Origin of the sequence: Pseudomonas sp. GWSMS-1 (genome assembly GCF_049847425.1) — a bacterium.
GTDB lineage: Bacteria > Pseudomonadota > Gammaproteobacteria > Pseudomonadales > Pseudomonadaceae > Aquipseudomonas.
In genome coordinates, this window is the sequence record NZ_JBMHHV010000005.1 from 1,302,265 (window position 1) to 1,322,940 (window position 20,676).

Genomic DNA, 20,676 nt, shown 5'->3' on the forward strand with positions numbered 1-20,676 from the left:
CGTGGCTTTGTAGGGGAGGGTTATCCAGGTCGCCGCGCCGGGCAGTTTTCAGCCGCTCACGCACAGCCTTTCAGGTGACGAGTAAACCGTTGCGCATGGTTAGGACGGTTGGTCGTTGTTCAGCGGTAAACGGCAGCGCTCGACTTTCCACCAAGTCGGCAGCAGCTTGCGGACAGCGGGTTGGTTGAAGCGATCATCAATCAGGTAAACCACGCCTTGATCTTTGACCGTGCGGATGACCCGCCCGGCAGCCTGTACGACTTTTTGCAGGCCGGGGTAGAGGTATGTGTAGTCGTAGCCATTGTTGCTGCCGAACATGATTTCCATGCGCTGTTTGATTTCTTCATTGACCGGATTGATCTGTGGCAGGCCGAGGGTGGCAATAAATGCCCGATCAATCGATCCCCCGGCAGGTCGATGCCCTCGCCAAATGCGCCGCCCAATACGGCAAAGCCAATGCCACGACCATTGCTGCAAAAGCGGTCGAGAAACGCTTGGCGTTCGCCTTCATCCATCTGCCGTGATTGCACCCAAACCGGGATCTGCGGGTGGGTTGCGCGAAACGCATCCAGCACTGATTGCAGGTAGGCATAGCTGCTGAAGAAGGCTAGGTAATTGCCCGGCCGCTCAGCGAACTGGCGCGCCATTAATGCTGCAATCGGGGCCAATGAGAAGTCGCGATGAGCATAGCGGGTGGAGAGGTTGCTGACCGCTTGCACGTGCAGCTGCTCGGCACTGAAGGGCGACTCCACATCGATCCACGGGGTTTCTTCTGGTAGGCCCAGCAGGTCGGCGTAGTAGTGCGCCGGGCTGAGGGTGGCGGAAAACAGCGTGCAGCTGTGGGCATCCGCGAAGCGCGGCGCCAGGAACGGTGCCGGGACGATGTTGCGAATACACAGGGTAGAAACAGACTGGCCGTTGTTGTCGTCACGGCTGATATCGAACAGCGAGTGCGGCCCAAAAGCCTCGGCCAGCCGGCAGAACAGCATGGCGTCCAGGTAGAAGTGCAGCAACTCTGTGGCATTGCCCGCCGGTTGCTCACTCAGGTGATCGGTGAGGGTGCTGACCGCTTTTTGCAGCGCCATGATGAACAGGTCAGGGGTGGTCGGGTAAACCTGATAGGCCACCTCTTGATCACGCTCCAACTGCCGCCAGTGCCGACTGATGCGCTCCAGCGGTGCCTTCAACACGCTCGGCGCAATGCGCCTTACGGCCTCAAAGCGCAGTTGATTGAGCTCGGCGGTGTACATGCTGCGGGCCCGCTCAATCAGGTTGTGGGCCTCATCCACCAGCAGGGTCACGCGCCATTCGTTGAGCAGTGTCAGGCCGTACAGCAGGCCGCCCATGTCGAAATAATAGTTGTAATCACAGACCACCACATCGGCCCAACGGCAGAGCTCCTGGCTCAGGTAATACGGGCAGATCTGATGGGCCAGGGCGGTTTTGCGCACGCTTTCATGGCTCAGCCATTGGCCTTCGAGTGCCGCCTTACGCGCCTCTGGCAAACGGTCGTAGAAGCCTTTGGCCAACGGGCATGAGTCGCCATGGCAGGCTTTGTCCGGGTGCTCGCACGCTTTGTCACGGGCCACATGTTCAAGTACCCGCAGCGGCATGGCCTCTTCCTGGCTGCGTAGGGTGGCCAGGGCATCGAGGGCCAGGCGCCGACCGGGTGTTTTCGCCGTGAGAAAGAACAGCCGGTCCAGCTCTTGTTCGGGAAACGCCTTGAGCTGCGGAAACAGTGTGCCAAGGGTTTTACCAATGCCGGTGGTGGCCTGAGCCATCAGGCAGTGGCCATCGCGCGCGGCGCGGTAGACGGTGTTGGCCAACTGACGCTGGCCACTGCGAAACTCGGCATGGGGGAAGCGCAGGCGTTTTAGCGCCTCATCACGCAGGCGTCGGTGCTCGCCTTCGTATTCGGCCCAGCGGATATAGCGGCTGCACTGCAGCTCGAAGAATTCGCGCAACTCACCAGCACTGACCGTCAGGTGAAAAGCTGTTTCATGCTGGGTGATGACGTTGAAGTAGACCACCGCAAGATTGATCTCCGCCATGTCGCGCTCGCGGCACAGCAGCCAGCCGTAGACCTTGGCCTGCGCCCAATGCAGCAAGCGGTGGTTCTCGGGGATACGGCTGATGTCACCACGGTGGGTTTTGATTTCCTCAAGCAGGTTTTCATCCGGGTCGTAGCCATCTGCCCGGCCGCGCACGTGCAAGCCTTGGTATTCGCCACTGAGCGGCAGCTCGGCGTAATAGGTTGGGCCGCGCCTAGCCACCACGATGGCGTGGCCGGTCATGCCTTCTTGGGCCGTCGGTGAGGGGGTGAAGCGCAAGTCCAGATCACCGACCTTGGCGGTGAATTCGCACAGCGCGCGGACGGCGACTTGGTAGTTCACGCGTCGGCCCACTGCACGTAGCACACATCCACCGGCATACCGTGCTCGGCGCAGAAGGCCAGCCAGCGGCGTTGGTTGTCTTGCAAGCGGTCGCCAGGGCCTTTGACCTCAATCATTCGGTAGCGTTGTTCGGCTGGCCACAGTTGAATCAGATCAGGCATGCCGGCTCGGTTGGCTTTGATGTCGAGCAGCAAGCGCTTGAACCACGCCAACAAGTGCGCGGCGGGCAGGCAGTCGAGCGCTTGCTCCAGCAAGGCTGGATCGAGCGCCGCCCAAAATACGAACGGCGATTGGATGCCGAATTTGTCTGCGTAGTTCTGCCGGATCACCTGCTTGTAGTGCTGCGTATCAAGGTGCGCTAAACACTCAGCAAAGACCCCGGCGCGGCGTGGGTGAAAGTCAGTGCTGAACAGGTCAACCGGGCCGGTATGAAACGGGTGGAAGAACGCCCCCGGCACTGGGGCGAAGATGGCCTTCCAGCACAGCAACCCGAACAAGCTACAGATCAGGTTGTTCTCGACATAGTGCACCGGCCCGTCAGGCTCGCTTAGATGCGCTTTGACGGCGAACTCGACGCTCTGCGCCACCGGTTTGGGCAAGCAGAGGTCCATCCGCTGCGGCGCGACAGCCTTGGCTTTACCCGGCTGTGGTTGTCCCAGCTGGCGCGCCAGACGCACCAAGGCGCGGGCGACGGCTTGCGCTTCGGCATCGTTCTCCGGCGCGTGGGCAGCCTGATTGGCCAGTGCGTAGGCTTGCGCTTGATGGCCCAGGCGCTCAAGCACGCGAATCTGCCGCAGCCGGGCGCCGACATAACGGCAGTCGGCATAAAAGGCCAAGGCACCGTCCAGATTGGCCTCGCGCTCCAACTGCTGGCCCATGCGAAACAGCAGTTTGTGCCGTCGCGCGGCCAGGAAGGGGGTGTCGCAGAGCAGGGCGCTGATCTGTTGCAGGACGTTATCGATCGGCTCGCCGGCCTCGAACTGTTCGCGGCTGCGTTGCAGCTGCAGGTAGCAGTCGACATCTGTGCGGTGGCGAAAGGCCCGCGAGTCAGCGCTCAGGGCTACAGGCTCGTAGCGGAAGATGCCGAGCTCGGCGAGCACGAACGCTGACCAGTCTTGACGCAGGTTGCCGAAAAACATCAAACGCAGGCGTTCACACAAGGCATCGACAGTCAGGCTAAGCACCTGATCCTCGCTGGAGGGGCACCACGCTGCGAAGGCGCGGGGCTCACTGTAGGTCTCGCGCAGTTGCTCCAGCAGCTCGCCTTTACTCAGCGTTTTTTGTTGCGCTCGCTCACCCAGGTGTTCGAGCACTTCATCCTTGCGCAGCAGGTTGAACAGCTCATCCAACGACAGCGCGGCGTCCTGTCGAACCCAGCCGGCGTCGAGCAGTGGCTTTGCCGCCAAGCGGCTGCAGCCGATCTCGGCGTAGTCCAGCTTGCTCACACGAAAGTGCGGGCCCTGGCGCATGATCATGCGAACCAGCAACGCCTGGGCGGCTATTGGCGTGGCTAAAAATTGCTGCAAGAAGGAGTGCTCTGGCTCGCTCAGCAAGTCGGCATAGCGCTCTTGCAGCCAAGCCAACGCTTGACGGAAGTTCGCCAGGTAATAGAAACGCGGGTCGTCTTGCAGCTGCATGGGGGGGCGGTGGCTATTTGCATCATCAGGTATCAGCGTCTCGCCAGGCTGGTCATTCAACGTGGACGGGGAGGGCGCAAGGTGTGGACGCAGAGTATGCCGCCTTTCAGCGCCGTGAATTGACCGAGTAGAGTTTACCTTTTGCTGTTTATGCATACAGTATTATTCTGCAGGAACCCCTCTAATGGCCACCGCAACCTTTCTCGGCCCCCTGGGCGGCTCGATCATTGAGCTGCCGTTTTTTTCCGCACACATTCCGGCCGGTTTTCCGAGCCCGGCGCAGGATCATCTGGAACAAAAACTCTCACTCGATCAGCTGTTCGACGTCGACGCGCCGCACACCTTCCTGGTGCGCGCAGATGGCGAGAGCATGATGGGCATCGGTATTTTTGATGGCGATGTAATGGTGGTCAACCGCGCTATGCCGTGGCGCCACCGCGATATTGTGATTGCGGCGATCAATGGCGACACCTTCGTCAAACGCCTGATTCAGGACGGCCAGCAGATTGTGCTGCAGTCGGAAAATCCCGCCTTTGCACCGCGCTACATTCTGGAAGGTGACGAGCTGCTGATTTGGGGCGTGGTCATGGGCAGTATTCGTCGTCACCACTGCCATGCATGAGTCCGCCATTGCGCTGATCGACTGCAATGCGTCTAACTGTTAAATTTAATTTCCTATAAAAATAAGCAGCTTAATATTTTTAACCTTCTGCCTATCTATCGCAGCACGTTTCGTAAGATCGCCCGCAGGATTCATGAAGCTGCTCGAAGCGTGACTCGTCTAGTCGCGGCGACGTCGGGTGCGCTGTGCGCAGTGATGGAAATCAAGCGTGCTGAGTCGCTGGTAAAGGGCAAGCGCAAACATATGCCGCTTATCGCATGGTTTTGACCACCCAATTGCATTACCACTGACTAATCAATTGCATTCGACTTGACCAGCACACGGCATATTGATGATAGGTAGAAATCGGCCCCGGGTATGTAAAAACGCCCAGAGAAACACTTGCTATGATTTCTGAGAACTTCATCGTAAGGGAAACCCATTAAACGGTTTACCCTGGGTGTACGCCGAGGTCAAAGCACCTTAACTTCCGAAAGCCTCGACTATTACGTCATCGATACCAATCCGGTGCGCGTGGTCGACGTTTTCGTCGATGAACTCGACCCAGCTACGCTGGGTTTTGAGGGTGTCATTCCAGCCGAAGCCTGCAGGCCCGCATATCACCCCGCGATCCTGCTGGAAGTCTATACCTACGGCTACCTAAGCCGCATCCAATCGAGCCGGCATCTTGAGTGAGCAACCCAATGCAACGTCGAGCTGGTGTGGTTAACCGGCCGTTTTACACCGGACTTCAAGCCCATCGTCAACCTCCGAAAAGACAACAGCAAAGCCATTCGTGGCGTCTGCCGCCAGTTCGTTTTGCTCTGCCAGCAGTTTGGGGTGTTCGGTGAAAGCCTGGTCACTGTCGACGGCAGTAAATTCAAGGCGGTGAACAACCGCGACAGTAATTTTACTAGCTTCAAACTGAAGCGGCGCATGGAAAAAGTTGAGTCGAGCATCAATCGTTATTTGGCCACGTTAGATGCTTCTGATCTGCAAGTTTCTAGCGCCTCTGAGCCAGACGCTACGAGCCGGGAAGAGAAAATAGCCAAGCTCAAAGCTCAGATGAAAGAGCTTCAGGGGCTCGAATCTCAGCTCATAAATCGCCATTCAAGCAGGTTTAACTGACCGACCCGGATGCCCGTTCGATGGCGGCGCGCGGTAACGGCATCGTCACTACAACGTACAGACGGCTGTTGATACGCAGCACCATTTGTTCGTTGCTCACGAGCTTACCAACAGCGGTTCTGACCGTGACCAGCTCAGCTCGATGGCGAAGCAAGCTCGGGAAGCTATGGCTTCAGAAACGCTGTTCGTGGTGGCTGATCGAGACTATTTCAAAGCGAAGAAGTCTTGGTTTATCACGACGGCAACATTACCGCCTATGTACGCAAACCTATGACCTCTGGAGATATGGCTGATGGGCGTTTCAATAAGGACGCCTGAATCGCCGCTAAAAACACGAATACACCTGCCAGTCTGGCGAGGCGCTTATTTGGCTGTTTCCCAGCATAGAGAAAGGCCTAAACATGTTCTGCTACTGGAGCTCGAATTGCCAGAGCTTCGCATTGAAAATTCAGTGCACGCCGAGCAAACAACGGCGAGTTTGTCGCTGGGAGCATGAGGAGGTACTTGACGAAATGCAGCGCCGATTGAACCAAGCACCAGAGATGATGAAAGTTCGAAAGCGGACTGTTTAGCATCCCTTGTGGACGCTCAAACAATGGATTGGCTCGACGCATTTTCTGACTCGCAAGCTGGTTGTGGCGCGCGGAGATGAGCCTGAATGTACTCGCCTACAACATGAAACAGGTTATGAAAATTATCGGCATCGAAGGCTTATTCGAGGAAATGGCGGCGTAAAAACCGGTCTCCGCTGCTCCAGGAGGCGCTAACGCGTTTTATAAACTTCAGTTTGTCCAGCAGTTGGTCAGCTAATAAAAAAGCCGACCCAGAGACTGGGTCGGCTTTTCATAGCCTTGTGAGCTATTACTTGCGGCTGGCTTTTTCCAGCATACGCAGAGCGCGCTCGTTGGCTTCGTCAGCAGTTTGCTGAGCCTTCTGAGCAGCAGCCATAGCGTCATCAGCCTTACGGTAGGCTTCGTCGGCACGGGCTTGAGCGCGAGCAGCTGCATCTTCAGTTGCAGTCAGACGAGCTTCAGTTTCTTTGGACATGCTGCTGCAACCGGTAGCCAGAACTGCGGCCAATGCCAGAGCAGAGAATTTCAGAACGTTGTTCATCGTGTTCCCCTTGAGGTGGAGGTTTTCCATAAAAGCAATTTCCTGATAATAGGAAATTAGCCGGCGTACATAGTACCTATAACTTGTAGTAAGTAAACGGAGGCAAGGCAAGGCGCAAAGGTTTTTTTTGGATTGCTGCAGAGTTGGGTGTTTTCTGGCCATTGGCTGCTTAAAAAACAATCAATTTCAGGCTGTTGGCAGTTCTTTGCGCAGTAACGACAGGTGTTTGGGAGCTGCAGTGGTTGGAAAGCATCTTGACGATAATTTCGGTTTCACTGACATATGAATGGCTGCACGTTTGTGACAGATAACTTGCGTTATTGGCAGATGCAGTGACTAGATTCTGCACATGGCCAGATGCTGCCTGTGTGATCTAAGTCATTGATTCACGTGACCTCACAGGTTCTGGCCTGATAAGCTCGTTATAATCGCCTACAACTTAATAGGTAAGAGATTCTGTAACCCCATTGCTGCACAAGCGGCGTGCGGGTTGCGCGAGCGAACAGAGGAGTTGCGATGAGCGAGGCGCTGTCCATTCACCATGACCTAGCAGGTCATCAATTCGAGACCACAGTGGATGGTGATCGGGCCTATCTGGCTTATATGGATCTTGGCAAGCAAACGCTGGATATCTACCGCACCTTTGTTCCCACCTCGCTGCGTGGGCGAGGCATCGCTGCTGCGTTGACCGAGCATGCACTGCAATATGCTGATCGCTTGGGCTACACGGTCATTCCGTCATGCTCCTATGTCGAGCGTTACATGCAGCGCAAGGGGCATACGGATAAGAGCTGAGTGATTCGGGTAACGTAAAAGGCCAGTCAGAGACTGGCCTTTTTTATATCTATTTCAGCGATCAGGTCTTGGCAATCAGGTTGCCGGCATGCAAGCCGCATTCTTTTTGTGTGGCTTCTTCCCACCACCAGCGGCCTTCACGCTCATGCTGATTAGGCAGTACGGGGCGGGTGCAGGGTTCGCAGCCGATGCTGATAAAGCCGCGCTCATGCAGTCTGTTATAAGGCAGTTCGAGCATGCGGATATAGGCCCAGATATCTTCACTGCTCATCTGTGCCAGCGGGTTGAATTTGTACAGGGTGTTGTCCGCTGTGGAGAAGGCCGTATCGAGCTCGACCGCCGCAACCTGGCTGCGCGTGCCGGGGCTTTGATCGCGCCGCTGGCCGGTGGCCCACGCTTTAACCGTGGCGAGTTTGCGGCGTAGCGGGGCGGTTTTACGGATGCCACAGCACTCACCATGACCGTCTTTGTAGAAGCTGAACAGGCCCTTGTCCTTGACGAAGGGCTCCAGAGCGGCAGCTTCGGGTGAGAGTATGTCGATGCTGATGCCATAGTGCTCGCGCACCTGATCGATAAAACGGTAGGTTTCCGGATGCAGGCGGCCGGTGTCGAGGCTGAAGACCTTGACGTTCTTGTTGAGCTTCCAGGCCATGTCGACCAGCACTACGTCCTCGGCGCCGCTGAACGATAGCCATAGCTCATCGCCAAAGTGTTCAAAGGCGAGTTTGAGAATGTCCTGAGGCGACTTGTTGGCATAGCTCGCCGCCAGTTCGGCTGCGTCGAAGGGGTGGCTCATCGGGCTGAATTCCTAGTTAGGGTGACGCTGCGCGTCTTGTGCGGCGATGGTAGCAAACGCAGGTTATTCGACTAAATAACGAAGTACCTCAGTAGACCTCTGATTTGAGTATAAGCCCTGCGTTGCAGAGCACTGGGGGAGCAGCTAGAGTGCCGCCTTCTAAAAAATCCAAGTTAGGAGTGTCCTGTGGAAATCGCGTGTCTCGACCTGGAAGGCGTATTGGTACCGGAAATCTGGATCGCCTTCGCGGAAAAAACTGGCATCGAATCGCTAAAAGCGACCACCCGGGATATTCCGGACTACGACGTGCTGATGAAGCAGCGTTTGCGCATTCTGGATGAGCACGGCTTGAAGCTGTCCGACATTCAGGAGGTGATTGCTACCCTCAAGCCCCTAGACGGTGCAGTGGAATTTGTTAATTGGCTGCGCGAACGCTTTCAGGTGGTGATTCTTTCGGACACCTTTTATGAATTCTCCCAGCCGCTGATGCGTCAACTGGGGTTCCCGACGCTGTTGTGCCACAAGCTGATCACCGATGAAACGGATCGGGTGGTGGACTACCAGTTGCGTCAAAAGGATCCTAAGCGCCAGTCGGTAGTTGCCTTTAAGAGCCTGTACTACCGGGTAATTGCCGCTGGCGACTCCTACAACGACACCACCATGCTCAGCGAAGCCCATGCCGGCATTCTGTTCCATGCCCCGGACAATGTGATTCGCGAATTCCCGCAATTCCCTGCGGTGCATACCTTTGAGGCGCTCAAACGTGAGTTCCTTAAGGCGTCTAATCGCCAGCTGAGCCTCTAATCTGCCGGGTTTTTAAAGCCTGCGCTCTAGGGCTACTCAGATGTTCACCGATACGCCCCACGAACGCTGCACGTTCGTGGGGCGTTTTTTTTGGTGCTGAGCATCATCGGTAAGGTCGCGTTGCCGTTATCAATCTAGGCAAATAGCGTATGTATTGGCCGGGTTAAGACTAGGCAGCCTGCGAGGCTGTGCGCGCGACGTTATTGTGAGTATTCATGGGTTTTTCAGCGATCAGCTTGAGCGCTGGCGGTCGGTCGCACCACCAGCCATAGGGCGATGGCGATCAATACGCCGCCGTACAGATACGCCCAAGACAAAGGCTCGTCGAGTAACAGGGCGCCCCACAGCACACCAAAGGGCGGGATCAGGAAGGTCGTGGTGCTGGCTTTTATCGGCCCTACATCACTGAGCAGGCGGAAGTACAACACATAGGCCAGGGCGGTGCAGACAAAGCCTAGCCCTGCGAGAGACAGCCAGACGTCGAGCCCGCCCCAGCTGGCTGGCGGTTGTATGACCAGCGCGCCGCCGAACAGCGGCAGTAGAAACAGGCTGGCGCCACACAGGCTGGCGAAGGCGGTCAAACGGTTGTCCAGGCCGCCCTGCATGCCAATCCAGCGCCGGGTAAGAAAACCGGCAAAACCATAGCAAGCGGTCGCCACCAGGCAGGCGGCAGCGCCGAGCAATAGGGTCGAGTCAAACTCAATTGGGCCGGTGCGGGTCAGCACTGCCACACCAAATAGGCCAACAGCGACCCCGGCGGCTTTGCTCACAGTCATGGCTTCAGCAAAGAACAGCATGCCGATCAATACGCCCATCATCGGCGTGGTGGCGTTGAAAATGGCGGAATAGCCTGCTGGCAGCACCAAGGCAGCCATGCAGTACATGGCAGAAGGCAGCCCCGCGTTGATCACCCCGAGTATCAGACAGTGTTTGAGCTTGCCGTTGAAGTCCCAGCGCACACGCATCAGCAGCAATATCACCAGTAGCCCAAGCATGCCCAGGCTGGCGCGAAAAAAAGCAGTCGGCAGGCTGCCAAGTACTGGCGCAACGATGCGCATAAACAGAAAACTTGCGCCCCATATAGCAGCAAGCAACAGCAGACGCATCAGGTCAGCAAGGCGCACAACGGACTCCACAGCGGTCAGAAAGGGTGAGCAGTGTTGCTGGGCCGGGGCTTCAAGGCAATTCGAAATGCGCTTTCAAATGGTTGCCTGACAACATTTCGTTGTAGATAAGTGCGCATCCATGCGATGGCAGCTTTTACTTCATGCAGTCACTGGATAAGCTCGATGGCTTGTCCGCACTCACCTGAAGGGGTTCGTATATGCCACAGCAATGGCCGGCCAGCGCGATAGCGGCGTTTATCCTTGATGGCTTTGACGACTACCGCGAGCAGTTTCGGCAGATTACCAACGGCGCGCGCTTACGATTTGAGCAGGCCCTGTGGCAGGAAATCCAAGACGCATCGGCGGCGCGTATTGCTTTGTATGAAAAGTGCGTAATCGCGGTCAGCCGGCAGTTACGCGAGGCCTATGCGGCCGAGGCATTGCTGGATGTTGAGCAGTGGCCACTGGTCAAGTCGGCCTATATCGCCTTGATCAACCTGCGTGATGACGATGAGTTGGCAGAGACCTGGTTTAACTCGATTTTTTGCGGGTTGTTCAGCCATGATCAGATCAATGATGGCGGCATGTTCATCCACACCACTCGCCCTTCGCTGCGGGTTAATACGCGCACGCTGCAAACGCGGTTGTATGAGCCCAATGGCGATGTCGAGCTGTCTCTGCGGCAGATCTTCGATGATTTCAGTTTCGAAGTGGGCTACGAAAATCTGCCGCGCGACCTGGCGCGATTGCTCAAGCAATTGCGTCAAAGCCTGCCGGATTGGGTGTGCAAGGACCCCGATCTGCGCATCGAGTTGTTTGCCTCGCGCCTGTATCGCAATAAAGGTGCCTATCTGGTGGGGCGTATTTACACCCGCGATGAACAATGGCCGCTGGTGATTCCGCTGTTGCACCGCGAAGGGCAGGGGATTCAGATTGATGCACTGATTACCGATGAGGCGGAGGTGTCGATCATTTTCTCCTTTACCCGCTCCTACTTCATGGTGCGGGTTGGTTATCCCGCCGAGTTCGTCGGCTTCCTTAAGCGTATTTTGCCTGGCAAGCACATTGCCGAGCTGTACACCTCGATTGGCTTCTACAAACACGGCAAATCAGAGTTCTATCGATCCCTGATCAACCACCTGGCGACCACCGATGACAAATTCGTCATGGCGCCAGGGGTGCGCGGCATGGTGATGAGCGTATTCACGCTGCCGGGCTTTAATACAGTATTCAAGATCATTAAGGACCGCTTCTCGCCGTCGAAAAACGTCGACCGCAATACGGTGATCGAAAAATACCGCCTGGTGAAAACGGTCGACCGGGTCGGGCGTATGGCCGACACCCAGGAATTCGCAGATTTCCGCTTCCCACTGAGCAAGTTTGACCCGCAATGCCTGGCCGAGTTGTTGGACGTGGCGCCGTCGACCGTTGAGGTTGATGGCGACACCGTACTGGTCCGCCACTGTTGGACTGAGCGGCGCATGACGCCGTTGAATCTGTATGTGGAAAGTGGCAGTGAAGCTCAGGTGCGTGAGGCGTTAGACGATTACGGTCTGGCTATCAAACAGCTGGCTGCAGCGAATATCTTTCCTGGCGACATGCTGCTGAAAAACTTTGGCGTAACCCGTCACGGCCGTGTGGTGTTCTACGACTACGACGAAATCTGCTACCTGACGGAGGTGAATTTTCGCCATATTCCCCAGGCGCGCTACCCCGAGGATGAAATGTCCTCCGAGCCGTGGTATTCGATCGCGCCGATGGATGTGTTCCCTGAGGAGTTCCCGCCATTTCTGTTCGCCAATATGCAGCAGCGTAAGCTGTTCAGCGAGCTGCATGGGGAGCTGTACGACGCCGATTACTGGAAAACCCTGCAAGAGGCGATTAGCGCAGGCAAGGTCATCGACGTGTTCCCCTATCGGCGCAAAGATCAAGCCGATCGGGAGTATTGAGCGGCATGCGAGTGCCGCTTGGTTTCGTCGCTAGCGGGCTTTGGCTGCTGGCAGATAGCCGCGTACTGCACGCGACCGAGGTTGACCACAGCGCAGTTGCGCCGGCTCCGCTACTCATCACCAGCCCACGCAGTAACGTGCGCTGGCTGAGTACGCCGGCGGCGGTAACGGTGGTCGATGCAGGGGCAACGCCGGGTGAGCAGAACCTCGCTCTGGATACCTGGCTGGCACGTGTGCCGGGCGTATTCGGCCTCAATCGTTACAACCTGGCCCAAGGTCTGCGTCCGTCGATTCGTGGATTCGGCGCGCGCGGTAACTTTGGTGTGCGCGGTATTCGGGTACTTGTCGATGGTGTACCCCTGACCATGCCGGATGGGCAAACCGAACTCGACGGTCTCGACCTTGGCTTGGTTGAGCGCATGGAGGTTTTGCGCGGGCCGGCCTCGGTGCTCTACGGCAATGCTGCCGGCGGAGTGCTAGCGATCGAAACACGCGAGCCGCCGGCGTTGCCCTCGATGCAGCTTGACCTGAGCGCTGCAAGCCTCGGCTATCAGCGAACACGCGTCGAAATGGCGGGCAGTGACGGCAACTTGGGCGCATTGCTGGCGTTTAACAGCACCCATTTAGACGGGGATCGCCAGCACGGCGCAGCGCAGACCAACAGCCTGACCGCCAAACTGCGTTGGTATGCGCCGGCGGGGCGCTTACGCCTAAGTTTCAATGCGATCGATAACCGCGCCGAGGATCCCGGTGGTTTAACGGCGGCCCAAGTCGACGCGGATCGCCGGCAAGCGGCGCCGAACAACCTGCGCTTTGATGGCGATGAGTTTATTCGTCAGCAACGCCTGGCGTTGGTTTGGGATGGCTACGCTTCAGGGTCTGATCAGTACCAACTGCGCAGCTATTTGGGGCGCCGTGAGTTCGGCAATCAACTGGGGTTTACCACGAGCGGCCAAACGACCTTTGAACGCTATTTCAGCGGTATCGGCGGGCAGTACAGTCATTACCGCGAGCTAATCGGCGTGCCACATAAAATCACCACAGGTTTCGACCTGGAAGCCCAGCGAGATGATCGGCGACGCTATGACAATTTGCTCGGCGAACGCGGGCAGTTGCGCCAGCATCAAGATGAGTCCGCGCTTAGCCAAGGACTGTTTATCGAAGATCAGATCAACCTGACTGAGCAGTGGCAGGCCACCCTTGGGGTGCGCTATGACCACGTGCGCCTGGCGGTGGATGACCTTTACCTGGCCGACAGTCGCGATGATTCAGGCTCGCGCAGCCTGGCAGACTGGAACTACAGCGCTGGCCTGAGTTATCGCCTGACGCCACAACAGTCGCTTTACGCACGGCTGGCCAGTTCATTCGAAACGCCGACCATCAATGAGCTGGCAAACCCGCAAGGGGGGGGGTCAATGCAGCGTTACAGCCGGCCCAGGCAGTAAGCCATGAGCTAGGACTGAAAGGTGAGTGGACCTCGCTGCGTTATGCCTTGGCGTTGTACCGGATCGACCTGAAGGATGAGCTGGTGGCGTTTAGCCTGCCAACTCAGCCGGGGCGTAACTTCTATCGCAATGCCGGGCAGTCGCGCCGTGATGGCCTCGAATTGAGCCTGGACTGGCAACTGGCCGAGGCTTGGCGCTGGTCGATGGCTTATACCTACAACCGCTACCGCTTTGCAGAGTATCAAACGTCTGCAGGCGACTTTGCTGGCAAGCGCACCCCCGGTATCCCGCGGCAAAGCTTTTTCACTGAATTGACCTATGAGCATCAAGGTGCATACATACGCTTGGGCGCTACAGCCCAGGCGCGCGTATACACCAACGATGCCAATACTCAGTCAGCCCCCGGTTATGCCTTGCTTAACCTGCGCCTCGGCAAGCGCTTGCAGCTTGGTGAGCAAAGTCTGGAACCTTACCTGGGGATCGATAACCTGCTGGGGCGTGAATACTTTGACAACCTGCGGATTAACGATGGCAGCGCTCGCTATTTTGAGCCGGGGCCGGGACGAACCCTGTATGCAGGCTTGCGCCTGCTGTTTTAGCGTGTAACAGCGCCGCTGCGGCAGTTTCGGCTCACGTGAACTAAGATGAGACGAGAAGCACAAGTACCTGTTCGATGATCTTGGTTGGAGGCTATTTATGAACGCCAAGTTACAGCACGCCCTGCTTGATCTGTTGAGAACCCTTGGTCTGCTTGAGCAGCCAACATTGCAACCCATCCCGGTACGTAGCACTAAACCAGCCTCTCAGCCTGAAGACCGTCGACGCCGCTGATACGCCCGTGCTGTTTACTTAAACGACCAACCTGTAACGCCAGTAGCCGATGTGTGTGCCTAGGCTATGCCTCCTCGCGCTCAAATCCCTGCTGTTGCGCTGGCTGCCTTTCGCCCTAAAAGGCAGCGGCCTTGGGCCTGCTGAATGACTCATACAAGCATTTGCTAGCGAGTTGTTCGGACTGTGCTAGACCATTACCTGTACACCCACACATCGCTCAGACAGGGAAAGCCCACAATGCGCCAGAACCTCCCAGTAACTCAGCGGGAAAAAACTTTCCCCCAGCATGAGCGGTTGATTTCCACTACCGACCTGAATAGCAATATCACCTATTGCAATGACGCCTTTGTGGAGGTGAGTGGCTTCACCCGAGAGGAGTTAATCGGCCAGCCGCATAATTTGGTGCGTCATCCTGATATGCCTCCTGCCGTGTTTGCGCACATGTGGGAGACCATCAAGCAGGGCAAGCCCTGGATGGGCATCGTTAAGAATCGCTCGAAAAACGGTGACTACTATTGGGTTAGCGCCTATGTCACGCCCATTTATGAGGGTGCCCGCGTCGCGGGTTATGAATCAGTGCGCTCTTTGCCGGATGACGCGCAGAAACGACGCGCTGAAAAACTTTATGCGCGCTTGCGTGAAGGCAAGCCACCCGTGCCTAAACTTGAATACTGGACACTCGATATTATCCAGTCATGGCCGGTGATCTTGGTCGCCCTGCTGATTCTTGGTGCACAATTTGTACTTAGCGGGCCTTGGTTATGGGGCTTTATTGGCGCTGTAATGTTTGGCCTCGGCTCTTATCAATTATCGGCTAAGCGCCGCCTGATCAGGCAGACCCTTGCTGAGCACCCTAAGGCATTTACCAGTGCCCTGGTTGCTCTGACGTACACCAACAATCGTGGTGCGCAGGCGTTGCTGGATATGGCCATGATCAGCGAAGAAGCTCGTTTGCAGACGGCACTGACGCGTATTGAGGATGCCGGTAACAACGTTAAAAAACATGCGGCGCGCTCGGCTGATCTGTCGCGCTCTAGTGCGCAAATGCTTGATCAACAGCGCAGTGAGACGGATCAGTCAGCGACGGCTATCAACGAAATGGCTGCAACCATTCAGGAAGTCACGCATAACGTCCAGAGCACTTCACATGCCGCTGAGGAAGCGGATCGTCTGGCCATGCAGGGCTTAGAGCTGGCCGGCGGCAGTCTGGATTCCATGCATCACATGGCGAAAGCTGTCGTGGATATTGGGCAGGCGGTTAATGACTTGGCCAACTCCACTCAGTCAATCGGTAGCGTGGCCGACGTGATCACCTCCATTGCCGAACAGACCAACCTGCTAGCGCTTAACGCGGCAATTGAAGCGGCGCGTGCGGGTGAGCAAGGGCGAGGCTTTGCCGTGGTGGCCGATGAGGTCCGCTCGCTGGCGTCACGCACGCGCGAGTCGACTGAGCAGATCCATCAGATCATCGCTTCGCTGCGTGCGGGGGCCGAACGTGCAGTGGTCACCGCGGGCAAAGGCGAAGCCATTTCCAAACAGAGCGTCGAGAGCGTGGAGTCTGTGCGCAGCGCCCTGGATGGCATCAGCGCGGCTGTCAGCCGGATTACCGGCATGAGCCAGCAGATGGCCTCGGCATCTGAAGAGCAGAGCCATGTGGCAGAAGACATCAGCCGGCAGATCACTCAGATTGCTCAGCTCTCGGACCGCAGTGCTGAGCAGGCCCATCAAGGTGCGGCAATTGGGCAGGAACTGGAGGACATGGCGGATTACTTACATAGCTTGGCGGAGCGCTTCAACCGCTGAGTGAGAGTTGCACAATTATCGGCCTGCCTGGCACGTGACAGGGGGCCGATTTTTTATGGGGTATGGCAAACTGCGCGGCTGAGGAGAAACCCATGTCGCGCGCGCAATGCCCACGTTGTACCCGTCCATCCGAGCGCTGCCTGTGTGCGCTTATCCCGAGCTTACCGAGCCGCACTCGGGTATTGATTCTGCAGCATCCGAGTGAGGTTAAGCATGCGCTGAATACCGCGCGCTTGGCTGCGCTTGGCTTGAGTAACGCCGAATTGCTGGTTGGTGAGGTGTTCGAGTCGCTCGCAGCACTGTTACAGCAGCCCGGCTACCATGCGTGTTTACTGTTTCCGGGTGAGCATGCGCAACCTCTGATGCCGTTTGCTGAACAGCGCAACGAGCTGCCGCTGCTACTGGTGGTACCCGACGGTACCTGGCGTAAGGCGCGCAAACTGCTGCACCTCAATCCGCTATTGGCGGCTTTGCCCAGGGTGGCGCTGCCTGAGGGGTTACAGTCACGTTATCGTTTACGCAAAGCGCCAGTAGCGGGTGCGTTATCAACCATCGAAGCGATCGTTACCGCGCTGAATACAGTCGAGGCACCTGGCTGTTTCGATGCGCTGCTCAAACCCTTTGAGGTGTTGATTGATGGGCAGATTGAAGCGATGGGGGAGCACACCTACCAACGTAATCATGGCAAACAGGATGCCTCATCCTGAAAAATATGAGCCCGTTATAGGGCGTTTTAGCGTTCGCGCATGGCTTCTGAGCGCGCCTTCAGCACGGGTTTAAGCAAGTAGTCGAGAACGCTCTTTTCGCCAGTAATAATGTCCACGCTGGCGACCATGCCGGGGATGATTAGCAGCGGGTGCTTGTCGCTGCCTAAGTGGCTTTTATCGGTGCGCACCTGAATGAGGTAGAAGCTGTTGCCTTCCTCATCGGTAATGGTGTCGGCGCTGATCAGCTCGAGGTTGGCTTTAAGGCCGCCATAGATGGTGTAGTCGTAGGCGGTGAATTTGACCATGGCCTTCTGCCCTGGATGGAGGAAGGCAACATCCTGCGGCCGTACCTTGGCCTCGATCAACAGGCTGTCGTCCAGGGGGACGATTTCCAGCATGTCGCTGCCAGGCTGCACCACGCCACCAATGGTGTTGACTTTGAGCTGATTGATGATGCCGCGCACAGGTGAAACCACGGTTGTGCGGGTGACGCGATCGTCAATAGCGACGCTGCTGGCGGTAATTTTCTGTAGCTCTGTACGAATTTCATTGAGCTCCTTGAAGGCGTCGGAGCGGAAACTTAGCTCGGACTCTTCAATTTTGCTTTTGATTTCATCCATTGCCGATTCGGCCCTGGGTATTGCCAAGTTGGTGGCGTTTAGTGAACCGCGTACTTCGACCAAGCTGCGGCGTAAACGGAGGATCTCCACTTGGGAGATTGCGCCTGCGGCAACCAACGGTTGTGACATATTCAGCTCTTGCTGCAGCAGGCCCATGCTGGAGCGATATTGTTGGGCTTTGGCACGAAACTCGGCAAGTTCTTGGGTTTTTTGCCGCAGTTGTTCGCCGAGTGTGCGCTGCTCACTTTGTAGGCGGTTTTGTCGAGACTGATAAACCGCCAGTTCGTCTTCAGCCAACTGCGGTGCAAGGCGTAAGATCTCTTCTGGCATGCTTATCGGGCGGCCTTCCGCTTCAGCCGTCAACCGTTCGACGCGCGCCACCAGTGCCAGGCGATCGGCTTCAGCTTCCCCGCGATTGGAGAGGTAGCGTGTATCGTCCAGGCGCAGTAACACGGCGCCTTGTTCAACGATCTGCCCTTCACGAACAAATATCTCGCTGACGATGCCACCCTCTAGATTCTGGATGACCTGAATTTTACTAGAAGGTATGGCTTTGCCTTCGCCCGTGGTGACTTCCTCCAGTACCGCAAAATTGGCCCAGACCAGCGCTGATATTAGGCAGGCGCTGACCACCCAAACAGTGATGCGCGTGAACCAGGGTGAGTCTTCGAGAATGGCCCCGTCGACCTCTGGCATAAACTCGGTGTCTTGTTTGCGCTGCCGCATACTGGCGAAGTATTGGCTAATCGAATGGTTCTTTTGCATGAGCGCTCCTATACCGCTGCGGGGCCAACTCGACCTTTGCGTAGCGCTTCAATGACGGCTTCTTTGGGACCGTCGGCAACAATATGGCCGTTGTCCAATACCACCAGGCGATCCACCAGGCTGAGCATGGAGGCGCGGTGCGTGATCAACAGCATGGTTTTACCTTGGGCCCAGGTATGCAGACGGTTGCGCAGTATGTCTTCGCTGGTGTTATCCATCGCGCTGGTGGGCTCATCGAGCAGCAGAATAGGCGGGTCAAGCAACAGTGCACGGGCCAGCAGTACAGCCTGGCGCTGACCGCCCGAAAGCAGCTGGCCGCGTTCGCCCACTGGACGGTCGAAGCCTTGTGGGTGTTGCCGTGCCAGGTCGACCACCCCAGTCAGTTCGGCGACTTCGAGCATGCGCGCATCGCTGACATAGCGTGCGCCTAACGTCAGGTTATCGCGCAGGCTGCCAGCCAGTAGCGGCAGGTCATGGGCGACGTAACCAATTTGGTGGCGCAGATCGGACACGTCAAGCTGACGCAAGTCCAGGTTGTCCAGCAGGATTTGCCCCTTGTCAGGGCTGTAGAACGCCATGACCAATCGCGCCAGCGTGCTCTTGCCTGAGCCGCTGCGGCCGATGATGCCGATGCGCTCTCCGGCACTCATTCGCAGGCTCACACCGTCAAGCGCCGGGCTGCTCTGGCCTGGGTAGCTAAAGGTGACATCACGCACATCAAGCGCGCCGTGCAGTTGCGTACGTTCCAGTGGCCGCTGTTTCGCCTGACGCTCTTGTGGCAGAGCCATTAGCGCATCAGTGCTGGTCATGGTCAGGCGTGCCTGTTGATAGCGGGTGATCAGCCCGGCAATTTGTCCAAGAGGGGCGAGGATCCGGCTACCCAGCATGTAACAGGCCACCAACGCCCCCACACTGAGTTGACCGGCAATGATGATATAAACCCCCGCGACGATGGTGGCCATGCCGGCAAACTGCTGCAGGAATAGTGTGCCGTTGGTGGCGATTGCAGCCAATGAGCGCGCGTGGATATCCAGGCGGGTGAGCGCCCCGTGAGTTTTTTCCCATTGATGCTGGCGCTCACTCTCTGCGCCGCAGGCTTTAAGGGTTTCAAGACCACCGAGGGTTTCGATTAACAGTGCTTGGCGCTGCGAGGCCAGTTGCAGACTCTTTTCCACGGTGTCGCGTAAGCGCGCCTGAATAATAAAGGCAAAGAGCGCGGTGATCGGAAACGCCAGCAGGGGGATGATCACCAGCCAGCCGCCGACCAGCCATATCACCGTAATCATCAAAAATGAGAAGGGTAGATCGATCAGGCTGGTGAGGGTGACCGCCGTGAGAAATTCGCGTAGGCCCTGAAAATCATGAATGCTTTGAGCAAAGCCGCCGATCGTAGCGGGGCGGGCAGTCATCGACATACCGGTGATACGTTCGAACAGTGTTGCCGACAACACCACATCGGTTTTCTTGCCCGCCGTATCAAGCAGGTGCGCACGTAGAATTTTCAGCAGTAACTCGAAGCCCATGCCGATAAATAAGCCAATGGCCAGTACCCAGAGTGTCGAGGTGGCTTGGTTGGGGACTACGCGGTCATAGGTCTGCATCACAAACAGCGGCACCATTAAACCGAGCAGGTTGATCAGCAGACTGGCGAGAATCGCATCCGTATATAACCAGCGTGACAGTTTCAGGGTGTCGCGAAACCAGGCCTCTATGCGCGGTATGAGTGGGGAGCGCGTTTCTTCCAGTTCATGGCGTGGGCGGGCAAAGAAGGCTTGCCCACTGTACTCGCTGGCTAATTGTTCTCGGCTGACCCATTGCTCACCGCCATCGGCTTCGCAGGGCAGTATCTGTGCCTGGTTATTTTCTCCCCATTGACGTAATACAGCGCTGCGGCCATTTTTCAGCAGCAACAGTATTGGCAGATTGAGGGCTGAGATACTGGCCAGGTCACGGTGCAGTAAGCGCCCCTGCAAACCAGCCCGCGCCGCCGCACGGGATAACAGTTCTGCGGTCAGGCGCTGTTCTGGCAGAGGCAGCCCTGCACTCAAGCTGCCACGGCTGGCTGAGCAGCCGTGGAGTTTGCAAAGAATCAATAAACCATCAAGCAACGGGTCGTCGTGGTTTAGACGCGGATCGCTGGATGTTTCTGGCCGCTCCATGCTGGTCAAAGGTTACTACTCCTT

The 20,676-nt window shown here is 56.9% G+C and carries 15 protein-coding genes and 2 pseudogenes; 10 read left to right on the forward strand and 7 right to left on the reverse strand.

Annotation, left to right across the window (positions count from 1 at the left end):
• Positions 1 to 99: 99 nt before the first annotated feature.
• Positions 100 to 2,393, reverse strand: a pseudogene (locus tag ACEPAJ_RS09680) (ATP-dependent DNA helicase).
• Positions 2,390 to 4,030 carry a VRR-NUC domain-containing protein gene (locus ACEPAJ_RS09685; RefSeq protein WP_425914665.1) on the reverse strand — a complete coding sequence of 547 codons (1,641 nt, stop codon included), beginning with the start codon at positions 4,028 to 4,030 and terminating at the stop codon, positions 2,390 to 2,392. The pseudogene ACEPAJ_RS09680 and the gene ACEPAJ_RS09685 overlap by 4 nt, the downstream one beginning before the upstream one ends.
• Before the next feature lie 184 nt (positions 4,031 to 4,214).
• Between ACEPAJ_RS09685 and ACEPAJ_RS09690 the strand changes: the two genes are divergently transcribed.
• Positions 4,215 to 4,652 (forward strand): LexA family protein, encoded by a 438-nt coding sequence (locus tag ACEPAJ_RS09690; RefSeq protein ID WP_425914666.1) that lies wholly within the window; start codon positions 4,215 to 4,217, stop codon positions 4,650 to 4,652.
• Between the two features lie 420 nt (positions 4,653 to 5,072).
• Positions 5,073 to 6,494: pseudogene (locus ACEPAJ_RS09695) on the forward strand (IS1182 family transposase).
• 126 nt (positions 6,495 to 6,620) lie between these two features.
• Here ACEPAJ_RS09695 and oprI read toward each other — a convergent pair.
• Complete coding sequence (oprI, locus tag ACEPAJ_RS09700) at positions 6,621 to 6,872, reverse strand: outer membrane lipoprotei OprI (protein WP_090242095.1); 252 nt, start codon at positions 6,870 to 6,872, stop codon at positions 6,621 to 6,623.
• Between the two features lie 516 nt (positions 6,873 to 7,388).
• Between oprI and ACEPAJ_RS09705 the strand changes: the two genes are divergently transcribed.
• Positions 7,389 to 7,667, forward strand: coding sequence for a GNAT family N-acetyltransferase (locus ACEPAJ_RS09705; protein WP_425914667.1), 279 nt, complete (start codon positions 7,389 to 7,391; stop codon positions 7,665 to 7,667).
• 61 nt (positions 7,668 to 7,728) lie between these two features.
• Here the strand turns inward: ACEPAJ_RS09705 and ACEPAJ_RS09710 are convergent, their stop codons facing one another.
• Entirely contained in the window at positions 7,729 to 8,463 is a 735-nt protein-coding gene (locus ACEPAJ_RS09710; protein WP_425914668.1) for a phosphoadenylyl-sulfate reductase, read from the reverse strand.
• 186 nt (positions 8,464 to 8,649) lie between these two features.
• Between ACEPAJ_RS09710 and thrH the strand changes: the two genes are divergently transcribed.
• Complete coding sequence (gene thrH, locus ACEPAJ_RS09715; RefSeq protein WP_425914669.1) at positions 8,650 to 9,267, forward strand: bifunctional phosphoserine phosphatase/homoserine phosphotransferase ThrH; 618 nt, start codon at positions 8,650 to 8,652, stop codon at positions 9,265 to 9,267.
• A gap of 224 nt (positions 9,268 to 9,491) precedes the next feature.
• Here thrH and ACEPAJ_RS09720 read toward each other — a convergent pair whose 3' ends face one another.
• A complete protein-coding gene (locus ACEPAJ_RS09720) occupies positions 9,492 to 10,391 on the reverse strand; it encodes a DMT family transporter (RefSeq protein ID WP_425914670.1) in 900 nt (299 codons plus the stop codon).
• Between the two features lie 200 nt (positions 10,392 to 10,591).
• Here ACEPAJ_RS09720 and aceK point away from each other — a divergent pair, with 200 nt between their 5' ends.
• The 6 genes from aceK to ACEPAJ_RS09750 all read left to right on the forward strand — a co-directional run bounded on the left by aceK (position 10,592) and on the right by ACEPAJ_RS09750 (position 17,108).
• The gene (gene aceK, locus ACEPAJ_RS09725) at positions 10,592 to 12,322 is read left to right on the forward strand and encodes a bifunctional isocitrate dehydrogenase kinase/phosphatase (protein ID WP_425914671.1); all 1,731 of its coding nucleotides are present in this window, start codon (positions 10,592 to 10,594) and stop codon (positions 12,320 to 12,322) included.
• A gap of 5 nt (positions 12,323 to 12,327) precedes the next feature.
• On the forward strand, positions 12,328 to 13,767 hold the full coding sequence (locus ACEPAJ_RS09730; protein WP_425914672.1) for a TonB-dependent receptor family protein: 1,440 nt from the start codon (positions 12,328 to 12,330) through the stop codon (positions 13,765 to 13,767).
• Positions 13,768 to 13,781: 14 nt separating this feature from the next.
• Positions 13,782 to 14,366 carry a TonB-dependent receptor domain-containing protein gene (locus tag ACEPAJ_RS09735; protein WP_425917989.1) on the forward strand — a complete coding sequence of 195 codons (585 nt, stop codon included), beginning with the start codon at positions 13,782 to 13,784 and terminating at the stop codon, positions 14,364 to 14,366.
• A 97-nt stretch (positions 14,367 to 14,463) separates the two neighbouring features.
• Positions 14,464 to 14,598, forward strand: coding sequence for a PA1414 family protein (locus tag ACEPAJ_RS09740; protein ID WP_425914673.1), 135 nt, complete (start codon positions 14,464 to 14,466; stop codon positions 14,596 to 14,598).
• Between the two features lie 237 nt (positions 14,599 to 14,835).
• Positions 14,836 to 16,401, forward strand: a complete 1,566-nt coding sequence (locus tag ACEPAJ_RS09745) for a methyl-accepting chemotaxis protein (RefSeq protein ID WP_425914674.1) — start codon at positions 14,836 to 14,838, stop codon at positions 16,399 to 16,401.
• A 92-nt stretch (positions 16,402 to 16,493) separates the two neighbouring features.
• Positions 16,494 to 17,108 (forward strand): tRNA-uridine aminocarboxypropyltransferase, encoded by a 615-nt coding sequence (locus tag ACEPAJ_RS09750; RefSeq protein ID WP_425914675.1) that lies wholly within the window; start codon positions 16,494 to 16,496, stop codon positions 17,106 to 17,108.
• 26 nt (positions 17,109 to 17,134) lie between these two features.
• Here ACEPAJ_RS09750 and ACEPAJ_RS09755 read toward each other — a convergent pair whose 3' ends face one another.
• Positions 17,135 to 18,493: an HlyD family type I secretion periplasmic adaptor subunit gene (locus ACEPAJ_RS09755; protein WP_274086728.1), complete on the reverse strand. Its 1,359-nt coding sequence runs from the start codon at positions 18,491 to 18,493 to the stop codon at positions 17,135 to 17,137.
• A gap of 8 nt (positions 18,494 to 18,501) precedes the next feature.
• Positions 18,502 to 20,661 (reverse strand): type I secretion system permease/ATPase, encoded by a 2,160-nt coding sequence (locus tag ACEPAJ_RS09760; protein WP_425914676.1) that lies wholly within the window; start codon positions 20,659 to 20,661, stop codon positions 18,502 to 18,504.
• Positions 20,662 to 20,676: the final 15 nt, after the last annotated feature.